This window comes from Phytopseudomonas punonensis (assembly GCF_900142655.1).
Lineage (GTDB): Bacteria > Pseudomonadota > Gammaproteobacteria > Pseudomonadales > Pseudomonadaceae > Aquipseudomonas > Aquipseudomonas punonensis.
In genome coordinates this window covers 142,008-158,360 of the sequence record NZ_FRBQ01000006.1, presented here as the reverse complement: position 1 = coordinate 158,360, position 16,353 = coordinate 142,008, and the positions used below count along the sequence as shown (strand labels likewise).

General features: G+C 63.1%; 10 protein-coding genes and 1 pseudogene. 5 read left to right on the top strand and 6 right to left on the bottom strand.

Annotation, left to right across the window (positions count from 1 at the left end; all coding sequences use genetic code 11):
- Positions 1-9: 9 nt before the first annotated feature.
- From BUC40_RS16050 to BUC40_RS16040, 3 genes and pseudogenes are all read right to left on the bottom strand, one after another.
- Positions 10-1,096: pseudogene (locus tag BUC40_RS16050) on the bottom strand (amino acid ABC transporter permease).
- Between the two features lie 12 nt (positions 1,097-1,108).
- Positions 1,109-2,287 carry an amino acid ABC transporter permease gene (locus tag BUC40_RS16045; protein WP_073267176.1) on the bottom strand — a complete coding sequence of 393 codons (1,179 nt, stop codon included), beginning with the start codon at positions 2,285-2,287 and terminating at the stop codon, positions 1,109-1,111.
- Positions 2,288-2,351: 64 nt separating this feature from the next.
- Positions 2,352-3,380 (bottom strand): amino acid ABC transporter substrate-binding protein, encoded by a 1,029-nt coding sequence (locus BUC40_RS16040; protein ID WP_073267175.1) that lies wholly within the window; start codon positions 3,378-3,380, stop codon positions 2,352-2,354.
- A 481-nt stretch (positions 3,381-3,861) separates the two neighbouring features.
- Here BUC40_RS16040 and BUC40_RS16035 point away from each other — a divergent pair, with 481 nt between their 5' ends.
- The 5 genes from BUC40_RS16035 (at position 3,862) to BUC40_RS16015 (ending at position 9,550) form a co-directional block, all read left to right on the top strand.
- The gene (locus tag BUC40_RS16035; protein WP_073267174.1) at positions 3,862-4,515 is read left to right on the top strand and encodes an alpha/beta hydrolase; all 654 of its coding nucleotides are present in this window, start codon (positions 3,862-3,864) and stop codon (positions 4,513-4,515) included.
- Between the two features lie 206 nt (positions 4,516-4,721).
- Positions 4,722-5,660, top strand: coding sequence for a GGDEF domain-containing protein (locus BUC40_RS16030; RefSeq protein ID WP_073267173.1), 939 nt, complete (start codon positions 4,722-4,724; stop codon positions 5,658-5,660).
- Between the two features lie 53 nt (positions 5,661-5,713).
- Entirely contained in the window at positions 5,714-6,877 is a 1,164-nt protein-coding gene (locus BUC40_RS16025; protein ID WP_073267172.1) for a dipeptidase, read from the top strand.
- Positions 6,878-6,978: 101 nt separating this feature from the next.
- Positions 6,979-8,403: an ATP-dependent RNA helicase RhlB gene (gene rhlB / locus BUC40_RS16020; RefSeq protein ID WP_073267239.1), complete on the top strand. Its 1,425-nt coding sequence runs from the start codon at positions 6,979-6,981 to the stop codon at positions 8,401-8,403.
- Between the two features lie 106 nt (positions 8,404-8,509).
- Positions 8,510-9,550, top strand: coding sequence for a DUF2157 domain-containing protein (locus BUC40_RS16015; protein ID WP_073267171.1), 1,041 nt, complete (start codon positions 8,510-8,512; stop codon positions 9,548-9,550).
- A gap of 251 nt (positions 9,551-9,801) precedes the next feature.
- On the opposite strand, the gene BUC40_RS16010 is transcribed toward BUC40_RS16015, so the two are convergent.
- The 3 genes from BUC40_RS16010 to BUC40_RS16000 are packed head-to-tail and all read right to left on the bottom strand — an operon-like array spanning position 9,802 to position 16,294.
- Positions 9,802-10,488: a phospholipase D-like domain-containing protein gene (locus tag BUC40_RS16010; RefSeq protein ID WP_073267170.1), complete on the bottom strand. Its 687-nt coding sequence runs from the start codon at positions 10,486-10,488 to the stop codon at positions 9,802-9,804.
- 2 nt (positions 10,489-10,490) lie between these two features.
- Positions 10,491-11,069 (bottom strand): rhomboid family intramembrane serine protease, encoded by a 579-nt coding sequence (locus BUC40_RS16005; RefSeq protein ID WP_244160661.1) that lies wholly within the window; start codon positions 11,067-11,069, stop codon positions 10,491-10,493.
- On the bottom strand, positions 11,066-16,294 hold the full coding sequence (locus tag BUC40_RS16000) for a DNA repair ATPase (protein WP_073267169.1): 5,229 nt from the start codon (positions 16,292-16,294) through the stop codon (positions 11,066-11,068). The genes BUC40_RS16005 and BUC40_RS16000 overlap by 4 nt, the downstream gene beginning before the upstream one ends.
- Between the last annotated feature and the right edge of the window lie 59 nt (positions 16,295-16,353).

Genomic DNA, 16,353 nt, shown 5'->3' with positions numbered 1-16,353 from the left:
AAGTGACTCCTAACGCTTGTGGCCAGTGTCCAGCTTCCGCTCCAGATGGAGGGAATAACGGGACATACCGAAACAGAAAATCCAGAAAATCAGGGCGGCGAACACATAGCCCTCGGTCGCCATACCCAGCCACGCTGGGTCGGCAGCTGCCTGCTTGACGCTGTTGAGCAAGTCGAACAGACCGATGATGATCACCAGGCTGGTGTCCTTGAACAGGGCGATGAAGGTGTTGACGATGCCCGGAATCACCAGCTTGAGCGCTTGCGGCAGGATCACCAGCCCCATCATCCGCCAGTAACCCAGGCCCATGGCGCCGGCTGCTTCGTATTGCCCCTTGGGAATCGCCTGCAGACCACCACGCACCACTTCGGCAATGTACGCCGACTGGAACAGGATCACCCCGATCAGTGCACGCATCAGCTTGTCGAAGCTCATGCCCTCGGGCAGGAACAGCGGCAGCATCACCGAGGACATGAACAGTACGGTAATCAGCGGCACACCACGCCAGAACTCGATGAAGGTCACGCAGACCACCTTCACCGCCGGCATGTTGGAACGCCGCCCCAGTGCCAGCAGGATGCCCAGCGGCAACGCACCGGCGATACCGACGGCAGCGATCACCAGGGTCAGCATCAGGCCGCCCCAACGGCTGGTCGCCACGGTGTCCAGACCAAACACGCCACCGTGTAGCAGGCACCAGGCGACGATCGGGTAGATCACCAGAAAGCCGATGCCGTAAACAGCCTTGCGCGGGAACTTGGAAATGAACAGCGGCGCTGCACCAACGATTGCCAGCACGGCGGTCAGGTCCACGCGCCAGCGCAGTTCGCTGGGGTAGAAGCCGTACATGAACTGACTGAAGCGCGACTGGATGAACACCCAGCAGGCGCCCTCCTTGGTGCAGTCAGCCCGGGTGGTACCCACCCAGTTGGCGTCGAAGAGCGCCCACTTGAGCAGCGGCGGCACCATCAGCCAGATGAGGTAGATGGCGAAAAGAGTCAGCAGCGTATTGAGCCAGCTGGAGAACAGGTTGCTGCGCATCCAGGCGACCACACCAACGCTGGAGCTGGGTGGGTTTGAAAGTATGTGTGCTCATTGCGCTAGGTCCTCACCGCTCGATCAGCGCGATGCGCTTGTTGTACCAGTTCATCAGCAGGGAAATGCTGATACTGATCGCCAGGTAGACGCTCATGGTGATCGCAATCACCTCGATGGCCTGGCCTGTCTGGTTGAGTACCGTACCGGCAAACAGCGACACCATGTCCGGGTAACCGATGCCGGCAGCCAGGGACGAGTTTTTCGCCAGGTTCAGGTATTGGCTGGTCAGCGGCGGAATGATCACGCGCATGGCTTGCGGGATGATCACCTTGCGCAGCGTCGGGCCGGGGCGCAGACCCAGGGAGCGGGCAGCTTCGGTCTGGCCGTGGCTGACCGAGTTGATCCCGGAACGCACGTTTTCGGCGATAAACGCCGCGGTGTAGACGGTCAGCGCGATGGTCAGTGCCAGCAGCTCGGGAATCATGACCCAGCCGCCAACGAAGTTGAAGCCTTTGAGCTCTGGTACGGACCAGTGCAGCGGGCTACCGAAGACCAGGGCGAACAAGGTCGGGATGACAATGGCCAGACCCAGGCCGACCCAGAACTTGTGGAACGGCTGCCCAGTGGCCTCGAAGCGCTTATTGGCCCAGCGGGTCATCATCACGATGGCCACGAGGGTCACGAACAGGCCGACCACGAACGGCCAGAATCCACCGGTCGCCTCGGCCGCCGGCATGTTCAGGCCACGGTTGCTGAGGAAGAAGCTGTCGCCGACGCTGATGCTGGCACGCGGCCCTGGCAACGGCAGCAACACGGCGAAGTACCAGAAGAGAATCTGCAGCAACGGCGGGATGTTACGGAAGATCTCGATGTATACGGTCGCCAGCTTGCTGATCATCCAGTTCGGCGACAGACGCGCGACACCGATGACGAAGCCGAGGAAGGTAGCCAGCACGATGCCGATGAACGACACCAGCAGGGTATTGAGCAGGCCGATCACGAAGACGCGGGCATAGCTGTCCGCTTCGGTGTAGCTGATCAGGTGCTGAGCGATGCCAAAGCCGGCACTGCGCTCGAGAAAGTCGAAGCCCGAGGTGATACCCCGGTGTTGCAGGTTGGTCTGCGTATTGCTGAACAGGAACCAGCCCATTGCGACCACGGCCACAACGGTAATGATCTGGAATAGCCAAGCGCGCACACGTGGATCGCTAAGGGAGAACCCCTGCGGTGCGCCAATGTTTTTCTGCATGGGAATGCCCCAGGTATAACGGAACGAAAATCGCCCGGCAGTGCACTGCCGGGCGACAGGTCAATCAACGCACTGGTGGTGCGTAGTGCAGACCGCCTTTGTTCCACAGAGCGTTGAGGCCACGCTCGATTTTCAGCTCGCTGCCCTTGCCGATGTTGCGCTCGAACACTTCGCCGTAGTTACCGACCTGCTTGACGATCTGGACAACCCAGTCTTTCGGCAGTTTCAGGTCTTTACCGTACTCACCGTCAGCACCCAGCATACGGGCTACGTCAGGGTTCTTGGTTTCCTTGGCCATGGCTTCGACGTTCTTGGAGTCGACGCCCAGCTCTTCAGCGTTGAGCATGGCGAACAGGGTCCACTTGACGATAGCCATCCAATCTTCGTCGCCACGACGAACCAGCGGGCCCAGCGGCTCCTTGGAGATCACTTCTGGCAGTACAACCCAGTCAGTCGGCGCGCCCAGTTTGATGCGCTGTGCGTACAGCTGCGACTGGTCGGAGGTCAGCACGTCGCAACGGCCAGCCTCCAGCGACTTGGCGCTTTCGTCGGAGGTGTCGAAAGTGATCGGGGTGTATTTAAGGCCGTTCGAGCGGAAGTAGTCAGAGACGTTCAGCTCGGTGGTGGTGCCTGCCTGGATACAGATGGTCGCGCCATCCAGTTCCTTGGCGCTGGCAACGCCCAGCTTCTTGTTAACCAGGAAGCCGATACCGTCGTAATAAGTAACGCCGGTGAATACCAGGCCCATGCCGCCGTCGCGCGAGCTGGTCCAAGTGGTGTTGCGCGACAGAACGTCGACTTCACCAGACTGAATGGCGGTGAAGCGCTCTTTGGCGGTCAGCGGGCTGTATTTGACTTTGCTGGCGTCGCCCAGAACTGCTGCGGCAACACCGCGGCAGATGTCGACGTCGATGCCCTGGTAGTTACCCTTCGCATCCGGCACCGAGAAACCCGGCAGGCCGTCACTGACGCCACACTGTACAAAGCCCTTCTTCTTCACTGCGTCCAGGGTAGCACCGGCGTGAGCCATGCCTGCTGCGCCAAGAACGGCGGCGGCGGTCAACATCGCCAGGGTGGTTTTAACCATCTTCATTGAACATTCTCCGGTTGCTTTTGTTGTGTTGGAGTCTCAGCCCGATCGCCGTACCCTTTTGGGGCATGTCGTCACTGTAGGCAGCAACAGTGTAGACCGGTGACCTGACCTCGGTGCGACTACCGTGACCTATTCGAAAGTGGGTCTTCGATATTTGCACCAGCCCGTTGGTGAACAGGCCCGAGACGGATCGCGAATTTGCACATCGACGGGCATGCAGCGCCCGGCGAACCTTTTGGAAACCCCATCAAATCGGCTTTCCCGTCTGCTCCGCGGTTCAGGGCGGTGTTACCGCACTGGCCCGACGACATCAGTCAGGTGTTTTATAGCAAAGGCCATACCAGACGCCTTCTTTAACCGCGAGATAGGCGGGTCAAGGGGGGAAAGTTGTAATCTTGCGACATCTAGTTCACGGATCAATACAGTGACGGAAAACAGTCGCGCACCAAAACAATGCGAAAGCCCCAAAACGGAGCAACACATGGATACCACATTGATACTGCAGCCCACACTTGCCCCAGATGCGTGCGTAATCTGGCTGCACGGTCTGGGTGCAGACCGCTTCGACTTTCAGCCTGTCGCCCAAGCGCTGCAACAGTCGCTGCGCAGTACGCGCTTCGTGCTGCCCCAGGCGCCGACGCGCCCGGTGACCATCAATGGTGGCTGGGAGATGCCCAGCTGGTACGACATTCTGGCCATGAGCCCGGCCCGCGCGATCGATCGCGAGCAGCTCGAGCAGTCGGCTCAGCAGGTGATCGACCTGATCGAAGCGCAACGCGCTGACGGTATCGACCCGTCGCGCATCTTCCTGGCCGGTTTTTCCCAGGGCGGCGCCGTGGTGCTGCATACCGCGTTCCTGCGCTGGCCAGGGCCGCTTGGCGGCGTGTTGGCGCTGTCCACTTACGCACCGAGCTTCGCGGACGACAGCCAGCTGAGCGAACTGCAACGGGCGATACCCGTGATGTGCCTTCACGGCAGTCAGGATGGCGTGGTGCTACCGAGCATGGGGCGTGCCGCCCATGACTGGCTGCACGACAAAGGGGTCGCCGTGACATGGCAAGAATATCCGATGGCCCACGAAGTGTTACCGCAGGAGATCCAGGACGTGGCGGCCTGGCTCGCAGCGCGTCTGTAACGAGGGTTTTGCCGGCGCGGCTGTGACGGCCTTCACAGTCCCCACGCCGCCGGTCGTCAGCGCGTCGCAAGACGATTGTCAGCCCGGATGCCGAGAGATACTGTCAGGGCAATGAGACCTGTTGCGTTCATCATGAATGTGGTCATCGACCCAGGGAGCGTTGGCGATGCTTATCGTTAAGCGTTTCAAGCAAGGATGCTGATGCCATGAAGGCAGCCCAGTGGCAAACCGATCTGCAGCAGATTCGCCAGCTGCGCCTGTTCGACAACGTTGCGCTCGGCGGCCTCAACCGGCTGCTCGATGCCTTTCGTTGCTGCGAACTGGAATCGGGCGAAGTGCTGCTCTCGCCCTTCGATCGCAACCAGTACCTTTATATAGTCGTCACCGGCAGCCTCAAGGTATACCTGGGCTCGCTGGACAACCAGCCGGTTACCGCACTGGGGCCCGGCGACTGCGCTGGCGAGATCAGCTTCATCGATAATGAACACCCCAGCGCCTACGTGGTGGCCACCGAGCCCAGCAGTGTGCTGCGCCTGCACCGTGATGACCTCAACTCGCTGTTCCAGCAATCACCACAGATGATGCACAACCTGCTCAAGGTGCTTTGCGAGCGCGTGCGCCAGGGCAACCAGAAACTGATCAACAGCGAGCAGAACGCCAACGTCGACAAACTGACCGGCGCCTTCAACCGTCGCTGGCTGGAGCACGTGTTCGAGCGCGAGCGCGCCCGCTGCCTGATCGACAAACAACCGCTGTGCCTGCTGATGCTCGACGTCGACCACTTCAAGGATTACAACGACCAGCACGGCCATTTGGCCGGTGACTACGCACTGTGCCTGGTTGCCCACACGCTGCGCCGCCAGCTACGAACGCGCGACAGCCTGGTGCGTTTCGGCGGGGAAGAGTTCGTGGTGCTGCTGCCCGAGCTGTTGCTGCAGCAGGCCATCGATGTGGCCGAGCGCCTGCGCGAGAGCCTGGAGCGCATCGGCTCCTTCTATTCTCCGCTCGGCGCTCAGCCGGGCGTGACCATCTCCCTAGGCCTGACCCAGATGACCAAGCGCGACAGCCTGGCCAGCCTGATTGCCCGGGCTGATCAGGCCTTGTACCGGGCCAAGAACAGCGGCCGCAATCGGCTCTGTCACTGAACTGCCGTCAGCGCGTGACAAACTGACGACCTCCGCCTATCTGGAAAACCTTCATGCGCAAGCGCCTGCTCATCATCCCGATTGTTCTGGGTCTTGCCGCCGCGGTGTTCTTCACGTTACCAAGCGTGCTCGACCGACGCATGAACAGCGTCGAATCGCCAGCGCCCTACCCGGCCGGCCATAGCGCCACGCGCCTACACAACACCCTGTTTATCGCCGACCTGCACGATGACGCCCTACTCTGGGAGCGTGATCTGCTAAAACGCTACAGCTACGGCCACTCGGACCTGCCGCGGATGCTCGACGGGCGCGTTGGTCTGCAGGTGTTTTCCACGGTCACCAAATCGCCTCGCGGCTTGAACTACGAAAGCAACGGCGCCGACAGCGACACCATCACCCTGCTCGCCATGGCCCAGCGCTGGCCACGGGCAACCTGGAGCAGCTTGTTGCAGCGCGCCCTGTACCAAGCCGAGAAACTGCACGAAGCGGCCTCCGGCAGCGAGGGTCGGCTGGTACAGATCAAAACACGCAAGGATCTGCTCGATTTTCTGCAGGCTTGGAATAAAGACCCGCAGCGAGTCGCCACCCTCTTGGCCACCGAAGGCCTGCATCCGCTGGAAGGCCGGCTGGAGAATCTCGATCGTCTCTATGACGCAGGTTTTCGCATGGCCGGGCTGACTCACTTCTTTGATAACGAGGTCGGTGGCTCGGCCCATGGCCTGAACAAAGGTGGGCTGACGCCATTCGGGCGGCAGGTCATCACGCGGCTAGAAGAAAAATCCATGCTGATCGACCTGGCTCACGCCTCGCGCCCACTGATGGACGATGTGCTGGCCATGGCCACGCGCCCACTGCTGGTGTCCCATGGCGGTGTCGAAGGCACCTGCCCAGGCACCCGCAACCTCAGCGACCGACATATCCGCGCCATTGCCGCGACCGGTGGGGTGATCGGCATCGGCTACTGGGACACCGCCGTCTGCGCCACTTCAGTGGCCGCCATCGTCAAGGCGATTCGTTACAGCGCAGACCTGGTGGGCATCGAACACGTGGCCCTTGGCTCCGACTTCAACGGCACCATTCACGCGCCCTTCGACGTCACAGGCCTGGCGCAACTGACCGAAGGTCTGCTCGGCGCCGGCTTCAGCCGCGACGACATCGCCGCAATCATGGGCGGCAACGTCCAGCGCCTGCTGCTCGCCAGCCTGCCGACACACTGATCGCCAGCCGCCATAGGCGCCGGTGGCAGGGTACTCCCTGCCCGCCGCGTCTTGCTTTACACTGGCCGGCGTTCATTCCTTAATCAATCGACGAGATGACCGTGCTCAAAGCACTCAAAAAAATATTCGGCAAAGCCGAAAATGAGCCACACAGCTCAATCTCCCCGACCCTCGAAGCCGCTTCCCCTCCCGCCGCAGCTCCCCATGAGGAGCGCCAGCCGCGCCCGCCCAAAGAAGCCGCCAGCGCCGAGCAGAAGCCGCCGAGCAAACCCGCCAAGCCGCGCCGCGAGCGCGCGCCCAAGCCAGTCGATACCTGGAAGCTTGAGGATTTCAAGGTCGAGCCTGCACCTGGCAAGACTCGCTTCCACGACTTCAAGCTGTCGCCGCAACTGATGCACGCCATCCATGATTTGGGCTTCCCCTACTGCACACCGATCCAGGCCGGCGTACTGGGTTACACCCTCAAGGGCCGAGACGCCATCGGGCGGGCGCAGACCGGTACCGGCAAAACCGCCGCGTTCCTGATCTCGATCATCACCCAGTTGCAGCAGACGCCGCCGCCCAAAGACCGCTACATGGGCGAACCACGCGCGCTGATCATCGCGCCAACCCGCGAGCTGGTGGTGCAGATCGCCAAGGACGCGCAAGAGCTGACCAAGTACAGCGACCTGAACGTGATGAGCTTCGTTGGGGGTATGGACTTCGACAAGCAGCTCAAGAGTCTGGAATCGCGCTTCTGCGACATCCTGGTCGCCACGCCTGGCCGCCTGCTGGACTTCAACCAGCGCGGCGAAGTGCACCTGGACATGGTCGAGGTGATGGTGCTCGACGAAGCCGACCGCATGCTCGACATGGGCTTCATCCCCCAGGTTCGCCAGATCATCCGCCAGACGCCGATGAAGGGCGAGCGCCAGACCCTGCTGTTCTCGGCCACCTTCACCGAAGACGTGATGAACCTGGCCAAGCAATGGACCACCGACCCGGCCATCGTCGAAATCGAGCCGGAAAACGTCGCCAGCGACACGGTCGAGCAGCACGTCTACGCCGTCGCCTCGGCAGACAAGTACAAGCTGCTCTACAACCTGATCACCCAGAACGACTGGACTCGGGTGATGGTCTTCGCCAACCGCAAGGACGAAGTGCGGCGCATCGAAGAACGCCTGACCCGCGACGGAATCAGCGCCGTGCAGATGTCCGGTGACATTCCCCAGCACAAGCGCATCCGCGCCCTGGAAGGCTTTCGCGAAGGCAAGATCCGCGTCATGGTCGCCACCGATGTGGCCGGCCGCGGTATCCACGTCGACGGCATCAGCCACGTGATCAACTTCACCCTGCCGGAAGACCCGGACGACTACGTGCACCGCATCGGCCGTACCGGCCGCGCGGGCGCCAGCGGCACCTCGATCAGCTTTGCCGGTGAAGACGATGCCTACGCTCTGCCGCCAATCGAGGAACTGATTGGCCGTAAGATCCAGTGCGAAATGCCGTCGGACGAGCTGCTCCAAGCCGTACCGCGCAAGAACTGACAACCACGTTAGCACGCCAGGGCGCCCACTCGCCCTGGCCGAACAGCCTCACCAGCGCCCTGCCCCAGACGGGCCGACAGGACGTCACGCCAGCGGGGACGCACCCATGACTCTGAAAATCGACAGCAGTGACCTGAGCCGCGCCGTGCAAGCCGGCGTTCTACAGCCTGGACAGGATCAGGCGCTGCTGGAGTTTCTGCGCCAGGCGCCCAGCGAGCGCCCCAGCTTCCAGCTCTCCCACATCGCCTATTACTTCGGCGCGCTGCTGATCATGGGTGCCATGGGCTGGCTGATGACCGAAGCCTGGATGAGCATCGGCGACGGGGCGCTGCTGGTGATCAGTTCGGCCTACCTGCTGCTGTTCCTGCTCGGCGGACGCAGCCTGTGGTGCCGCGGCCAGCCGATTCCCGGCGGCCTGCTGGGCGCCGTGGCAGTGAGCCTCACGCCACTGGTGGTGTTCGCCGGGCAACGGCTGTTCGGCACCTGGCCCATGGACGACGCCCAGTCGGACTACGTCGACTACTACCGCTACGTACAGGGCGGCTGGCTGGTGATGGAAGTGGCGACCGTGCTGGTCGGCCTGCTGGTACTGCGCCTGCTGCCCTTCCCGTTCATCGTCATGCCGATCGCCGTGGCGCTGTGGTTCATGTCGATGGACCTGAGCGAACTGCTGCATGGCGAATATTTCAGCTGGGAGCAGCGACGCGACGTATCGCTGTGGTTCGGCCTGGTGATCCTGCTAGCCAGCTTGCTGGTGGACGGGCGCAGCAAACAGGATTTCGCCTTCTGGGGTTATCTGGCAGGGCTGAGCGCCTTCTGGGGCGGCCTGAGTCTGATGGACAGCGGCAGCGAGTTCGGCAAGCTGCTGTACTGCCTGATCAACCTGGGCCTGATCGGCCTCGCCGTACTACTGCGACGCCCACTGTTCATGGTCTTCGGCGCCCTGGGCGTGGCCGGTTATCTCGGCTACCTGGCCCACGACGTGTTCGAGGACTCGCTGCTGTTCCCGGTGGTGGTCAGCCTGATCGGTCTTGGCGTGATGGGCCTCGGGCTGCTCTATCAGAAACGCCGGGAGGCGATGAGCAACGCGCTGCGTCGCCAGCTACCCGCCGGCCTGCTGGCGCTGCTGCCGGCACTGCGCCGCTGAGCGATCAGAGCCTGTTCACGATTTCGCGAGCTAGAGCGTTACAAGGCCTAGGCGGCCCCACAAAAACAAGCGAGGAAGCGGACTGGGCTCGCACGCGAGTTTACGAGCTGTAAATGAGCATTACTCGCTCCGCTCGCCCCTTCGGGGCCGCACTAAAGTGCGTTAGCCGCAAGCGGCTTTCCGACTGGGCTGGCAATCCAGCTTGTTTTTAACGCAGGAGCGCCGACGCGCAGCAGATCGTGAACAGGCTCTTAGCTCGGGCGGTAGCGCTCCCAAAGCATCTCGAACTCGCGGCGGTACTCGGCGACCAGATGAGGATCGTCGGTCACCAGCAGGTTTTCCTCGTTGCTGGTGCTGGCGCTGCGCGTCCAGTTGAAGCTGCCGTTGAGCAGCAGGCGACCGTCGAACAGGGCGAACTTGTGGTGCATGTGAAACGGGCTGTTGTCGATGCGCAGCGGCACGCCCGAATCGATCAGCTGCTGGACATCACTGCCGGCGTCGAAGCGTTTCTCGTTGTCACTGATGATGCGCACGGCAAGGCCACGGCGGTGCACAGCGATCAGCTCGTCGCTGAGCTGGTCATCGGAAATGGTGTACACGCACACGTCCACCGATTCCTTGGCCTGGCGGCACAGGTCACGGATGCGCTGGCGGCAGCTTTCGCCGGGGCTGAAATGCGCACTGCTCTGGCCGCGCAGCGGTGAACAGCGCACTTCCAGGGTCTTGATCACCTGCTCCAGCCATTTCAGGGCCGACATGGCATTGCCCGGGTCGGTGATCAGCTCGCGCACCAGATCAAAGGCGCGGTTGCGCATGTAACGCACCTGATCGGGTGTCAGATCATTGCCCAGCTCGCGCAGCTCGTCGCGCTCCTCGTTGCTGAGTTTGAGGTCTACGAGGCTGTCACGCAGGTGCTGGTCGAGGCGATTGAAATCCATTTTTAACCCTGTCGAGTCCGTTTTCGGGTGCGACGTTTCTGGCCGCCGCGTTGCCATGAGGCATACAGACCGCCGCACAGCGCGCCGGTCAGGTGATATTCGAACGACACACCCTGCTGGGGCAGCAACCCGTAGAAGAAGCCGCCGTAGAGCACCAGCGCCAGGGCGGCCAATAGCAGGTCGGCAAGGCTGCGGCGAAACCAGGCGCGGCCCAGCAGCAGGCCCCACAAACCGAACAACCAGCCGCTGGAGCCGACATGGATGCCCGGACGGCCGAACAGCCAGACCAACACCCCACTGGCAACGATGATGAACAGGCTGGCGCGGATGAACTCTCCGCGCGACTCCAGCAGCGCCAGGGCGCCCAGTACCATGAAGCCGCTGAGGTTACCGAACAGGTGCAGCCAGCTGCCGTGCAACCAGGGCGCCAGCAGGATGCCTGGCAGTGCCTGGAGCTCCCGGGGGATCAGCCCGAAGCGATTGAGGCTGTAACCGTCCAGGCTATTGATCAGTTGCAGCACGACCATCACCGCGGCGATGCCGAACAGCAGCTTCAGGCGCGGCAACAGCCAGAGCGTCACGGCGCCTCGCCGCCCTGCCCCATCATCCGGGCGATCTCACGCAGCTGCTGGGCCATGTCGCCCATGCGCTTGTGGGTACCCAGGTCGATGTCGATCTTCTTGTCCATGGCGTTGATCAGCGGCACCACGCCGTCCTGCAGGCCATCGGCAAGCCGTTCGAGCAGCGCCTGCACGCCAGGTTGCGGTTGCGCCTGCACGGCCACCTCCACCTTCGGCTGCACTTCGCGCAGGCGCTCCAGGCCAGCCAGCAGCTCTTGCCAGGGCACGGCTGCAGGTGCTGCAGGCTCACTGCGAGCCAGGCCGCGCACGCCCTCGACCAGGTCATTGAGCTGGGCCACCACGCGGGCGCCGATGTCCGAGTCGCTGCCGCCCATGGCCTTGTTGCGCATGAAGTCGCGCTTGATCTGCGTCCAGCGCTCGAGCTGCTCGGGCGTCTGGTTGCCACGCAGCTCGGCGAGCTTGAGCAGGTTTTCCTCGGCGCCGGTGGTGAGTAGCTGCGATTCGCCCTGGTAGTGGTCGGCGATCAGTTGCAGCAGCTCGGCGTCGTTCATTACCGAGCTGATCTTCTCGGCCATCTTGTTCATGTTGCGGTAGCTGCCCTGCAGCTTGAACGGTGGCTCGGTGCGGTAGCTGTCGGCCTGGGCGGCACTGACGATGTATTGCTGGTTGACCCGGCCGACTACGTCGCGCACCTGCATCAGGCGCTGCAGGGTGGCGACGATCTCGTTGATCTCGGCGCCGCTGTAGCTGTGCGACAGCTCGTTGGCGGAGAACGGCTTGCCCTCGGCCTTGGCAACGAAACGGTAAACGTCGGCCATCTCGCGGGTGGCCAGCGGCGCCAGCACCGGGTTGGAGGTCAGGCTGTTCTCGATGTAGGACAGCGCAAAGGCTTCCTGCATGCCGCCCAGGGTATCGCCCAGGTTGTAGATGTCGGCACGGTTGGCGAGCATGTCGGGGATCTTGAACACATCGCCGGACTCGGTGTACGGGTTGCCGCTCATCACCACGCAGAACTTCTTGCCACGCATGTCGTAGGTCTTGGTGTGGCCCTTCCACACGCCCTCGATGCGCCGCGTGCCGTCGCACAGCGAGATGAACTTCTGCAGGAACTCCGGGTGGGTATGCTGGATGTCATCGACATAGAGCATCACGTTGTTGCCCATTTCCAGCGCCAGGTTGAGCTTTTCCAGCTCCTGGCGCGAGGTGGCATCCGGCGCCTGGGCCGGGTCGATGGAGCGCACCACGTGGCCGAGGGCCGGGCCGTTGATCTTCATGAAGATCAGGCCGAGGCGATGGGCCACGTACTCCATCAGCGTGGTCTTGCCGTAGCCGGGCGGCGAGATGAGCATCAGCAGGCCCATCAGGTCGGTGCGTTTGTTCTCCCCGGCGGTGCCCATTTGCTTGGCCAGGTTGTCGCCGATAAAGCCCAGGTAAACATCGTTGATCAGCTTGTTGCGCACGAACGACGACAGCGGCCGTGGCTTGAACTCGCTCAGGCGCAGCGCCGTACGCTCGCGGTTGACCACCTCCTGGCGCAGGCTCTGGTAGCGCTGCAGCTCGGGCAGGAAGGTTTCGCGGTGGTGGCGCAGGCGCTGGAAGAAATCGTGCAGGGCAAAATTCAGGGTACCGTCCTGAATGCGCGGGTGATCGCCGAGCAGCCCCTCGACGCGCACCTGCAGGTCCGCCTCGGTAACCCGCAGCGGCACGTCGCTGTCGATCAGCCCAAGGGCCACAGCCTCGGCAACGTACGCCTGCAGATGTTCCCGGTCCTGCTGCGCGCAATAGGCCTGCAGCCAGTTCTCGGCCAACGCCCAGCGCTGGTCCGGGCGCCCGCGCAGGCGCTCCTGGGCCTGCAGGTAGCCCTCCCACATATGGGCGGCCTCCAGGTGCTGACGCAGGCCATCGAACAGCTCGCGGGCATATTTGCTGACCACGAACTCGATGCGCGGGGCGGCCAGTTCTTCCACCAGGTACTCGGCCGCCTCACGCTGCAGGGCAGCGTCGAACGGCATCGGGTGGCGGACGAGAAAACCGTGCAGCGCCTTGAGCACGTCCTCGCGCAGCTGGCGGATACCCTCGTCACGGCCGAACAGCTGGCGGATGTTGGCACAGGTACGGGCACGCTCCGGCCAGTGGGCAGCCTCCGCGTCTTCGCGCCAGCGGTTCCAGAAGAACAGCGCCAGGCCGCGGGCCCGTGGCGAATAGATCAACAGACCAGCCGCCTCGCGCAGCGTCAGCAGGCGCAGCAGAATGGCCATGGCGTCCTGATCATGGATGCCCTTCTGGTAACCCTCCTTGTAACGCGGCGCGGCAAATTCGCGGATGCGCTTGATCAACTCGTCGGGCTGGCTCATGTGCGCCTTGAGCTGATCCAGGCTCAGGCCGTCGCTATTGCGTAGCGCAGCGTCGAGCACCAGGCCGGCCAGGTATTCGCCGCGATACAGCGCCGCCGATTCGGACTCCAGGCTGACCTGCCAGTAATCGCGCAGGCCCTCGAGCCCGGCATCGTGCAGCGGCTCGAGGAAATCGGTACCGGTCAGGTGCAGGAACAAGCCGTCGCCACGCGGCAACAGGGTCAGGTCGAGTTCCTGGGTGTTAACCGCGAAACGGTGGCGCGGCCCCAGCTTGATGACGTCACCACCGGCCTCGAACAGTTCGCTCTTGTCGCGCAGCGCACGCACTGCCTGGTCGCGAGCGGCCTTGAGGCGCGCCTCGACGTCATCGGCCTTGACGCTGTCCTTGAGCTCGCGCAGGCGCTCGGCCAGTTCGCGCAGCTTGAGAATCAGCGGGTCGGCGGCGAAGAAGGCGTTGAGCTCCTGAGCCTCGGTAAGCTTGGCGGTGCGTCGACCAAGGCTGTCGAGAATCCGCCGCGCGGCGTCGAGCAGGCCCTGGGCCTTGCGCTGGCGTTCGTCGAGCAGGCTCTGCTTGTGCGCCTCGAAGGTTTCCAGCAACTCCTCGCGCTTGGCCAGGATGTCGCCGAGAAACTGCTCGTGATCGCCGAACTGGCTCTCCAGCTCCTCGAGCTGTACCAACAACCGCGACAACTGCTCGTCGCAGCGCTCGGGATCCTGGGCCAACGCCAGGGCATTGGTGATGCTCTGGCTGAACAGCTTGAACTGGGCGCCGAACTGCGCCACGGTTTCCGCCGACCCCAGGCCCTTGCGGCGCTGCTCGGCGCGCGCCTTGGCCTGGTTGAGCTTGGCATACACCTCGGAAATGGCGTCGACGATGCGCGTGCGCTCGGTGGCATCGTCGATCTGCAGCGAGGCCATCAGGCCGGACAGCATGTCCAGATTGCCAGCCATCTCGTGGAGGCTGGCCAGCGGCTCGGCCAGTTGCGCGACGCTCTCGGCCTTCTGCGCCTGCTCGTCGAGCAGTTGCAGGTTGTGGTGATAGGGCTGCAGCGCGGCGTCGCCGGCGAGAAAGCGCGAGGTGGCCGCGGCGGTCTGGTCGCGGGCCTCGAGCAGCGCGGTTTCCATGGTGTCGATGCGCGCCACGTCGATGTAGCGATAGTCGCGGATGGTCAGCAGCTGGCCACGCTGGGCGGTGATCGCATTGAGCGCTTCGACGTATTGCTCGACCTTGTCCCAGGTATCCGAACGCACGCTTTCGAGCAGCGCCTTCTGCCGGTTTTCGGCCTCGGCCATGGCCGCGGCGGACTGCTGGCGAATGCTCTCGACCTTCTCGAACTCGTCGAGCACCAGCTCGCCGGTGGCAGCGATCTCGCGCAGCAGCGGCGCCAGCTCGGCGCATTGCGGGTCGCTCAGCCAGTGGTAGATATCGAACAGCCGGCGAGTGTTCTGGCACAGCAGGCTGTAGCGCGCCACCGACACTTCACGGCTGTCGATCTCGCGGCTGAGGTTGAACAGGTCGGACACCCCGCGCACCAGCTCGGCATTGCCGATGCGCCCGAAGAAGCCGCTACGCGCCGGTTGGCGGGCGGCGTATTCCTCGCTCTCGAACGGTGTCTGCCAGACCTGCATGGGGTGGATGCGCGTCGGCTCGTCGCCCTCGGCGGAGAAGATCACCATGCGGCCGTCTTCGAGGCGCGCATAGCCGTGGCCGAAGATCGGGTTCTGCAGCTGGCGGGTGACCATGTTATAGGTCAGCAGCACCGCCCGGCCTTCGCCCGGGTGGTAGAAGATGTACTGCACGTCCTCGCCGTTGGGCGACCGCACCGAGCGCTTGAAGCGCATGCCGGCCATCGATTGCTCGAAGGTCTTGTGCTCGCCGTTCTGCAGGTAGTAACCGCCGGGGAAGATGATGCCGTGGTCTTCGGGCAACTGTACACAGGCCAGGCCGATGGCATCGATGCGCTCGACCTTGCGGGTCAGGCGGTTGAACACCAGGTAGCGCCATTGCTCTTCACGGTACGGCAGCACCTTGAGCAGGATCAGGCTGCCCAGGGCGGCATATTCGATCTGCGCATCGTCCAGCGACTGGGTCTTGTCCATCACCTCTTCGCGGTAGATGCCCTGGCCGCTTTCGGTGTTGTTCTCGACCTTGATGGTCAGGTCGCCGCCAACCGTCTCGACGAACACCGTGTCGAGGATGTTCAGGTGCGGATGGCGGCCATTGACCGTCATCTCGCGGGTGGTTTTCTGCCACTCGAAATCGAAGGGTGCGGGCAGCGCGATATCGCGCTCGCCACGGTTGTCGATGTAGTGCACCTGTTTGCCGTCGAGCGACAGCGACCAGCGGAACACGCGGATGTCGGTGATCCGTTCGCCGATCTGGAAGCTGGCCAGCAGCTTGCCGTCGCGGATCGCCAGCTGCAGCAGGCGGGTGTTCTTGTAGTAGGTGTACAGCTCGTTGAAGTCGTTGACGAAGCCGCTCTGGCTCAGGAAGGTGCCATCCAGGGCGATCGACTCGGCCTCAAAGCCCTCACTGCCTTCGACCAGGCGATAGAGCGAGAACACGTCGGCGACCGCGGTTTCCTTCTTCAGGCCCAGGAACACGTTGTAGCCAAACAGCAACCAGTCACCGACCTGCACGATGTCGCGGGCGATGCAGTTGTTCTCGGTACGGATGCGCACCCGGCCAATGACTTCCATCTGGCTGCTGCCGAACTCCTGCAAGCGCTGCTCGTTGAGCGCTTCGGTGCTGCGCCGCAGGCGCAAACCCTGCTCCTGCAGACGCTTGTGCAGCACCTCGTAGGCGCCGCCTTCGGCAACGGCCTTGTCGAGAATGTCCTGTTGGGTGTTTTCGGCCTGGGCGTCCGACATCATGGTCTTCCTGAATCTGCGCGGTCTGCAAGCAAGGCCCCGTCATGCACGGGGCCGAC

Bases quoted from the DNA above. Each gene is read 5' to 3' on its own strand.
- BUC40_RS16040 (WP_073267175.1), bottom strand. From the start codon at position 3,380: ATGAAGATGGTTAAAACCACCCTGGCGATGTTGACCGCCGCCGCCGTT.
- BUC40_RS16010 (WP_073267170.1), bottom strand. From the start codon at position 10,488: ATGGATTTCAATCGCCTCGACCAGCACCTGCGTGACAGCCTCGTAGAC.
- BUC40_RS16000 (WP_073267169.1), bottom strand. From the start codon at position 16,294: ATGTCGGACGCCCAGGCCGAAAACACCCAACAGGACATTCTCGACAAG.
- BUC40_RS16035 (WP_073267174.1), top strand. From the start codon at position 3,862: ATGGATACCACATTGATACTGCAGCCCACACTTGCCCCAGATGCGTGC.
- BUC40_RS16025 (WP_073267172.1), top strand. From the start codon at position 5,714: ATGCGCAAGCGCCTGCTCATCATCCCGATTGTTCTGGGTCTTGCCGCC.
- BUC40_RS16030 (WP_073267173.1), top strand. From the start codon at position 4,722: ATGAAGGCAGCCCAGTGGCAAACCGATCTGCAGCAGATTCGCCAGCTG.
- BUC40_RS16015 (WP_073267171.1), top strand. From the start codon at position 8,510: ATGACTCTGAAAATCGACAGCAGTGACCTGAGCCGCGCCGTGCAAGCC.
- BUC40_RS16045 (WP_073267176.1), bottom strand. From the start codon at position 2,287: ATGCAGAAAAACATTGGCGCACCGCAGGGGTTCTCCCTTAGCGATCCA.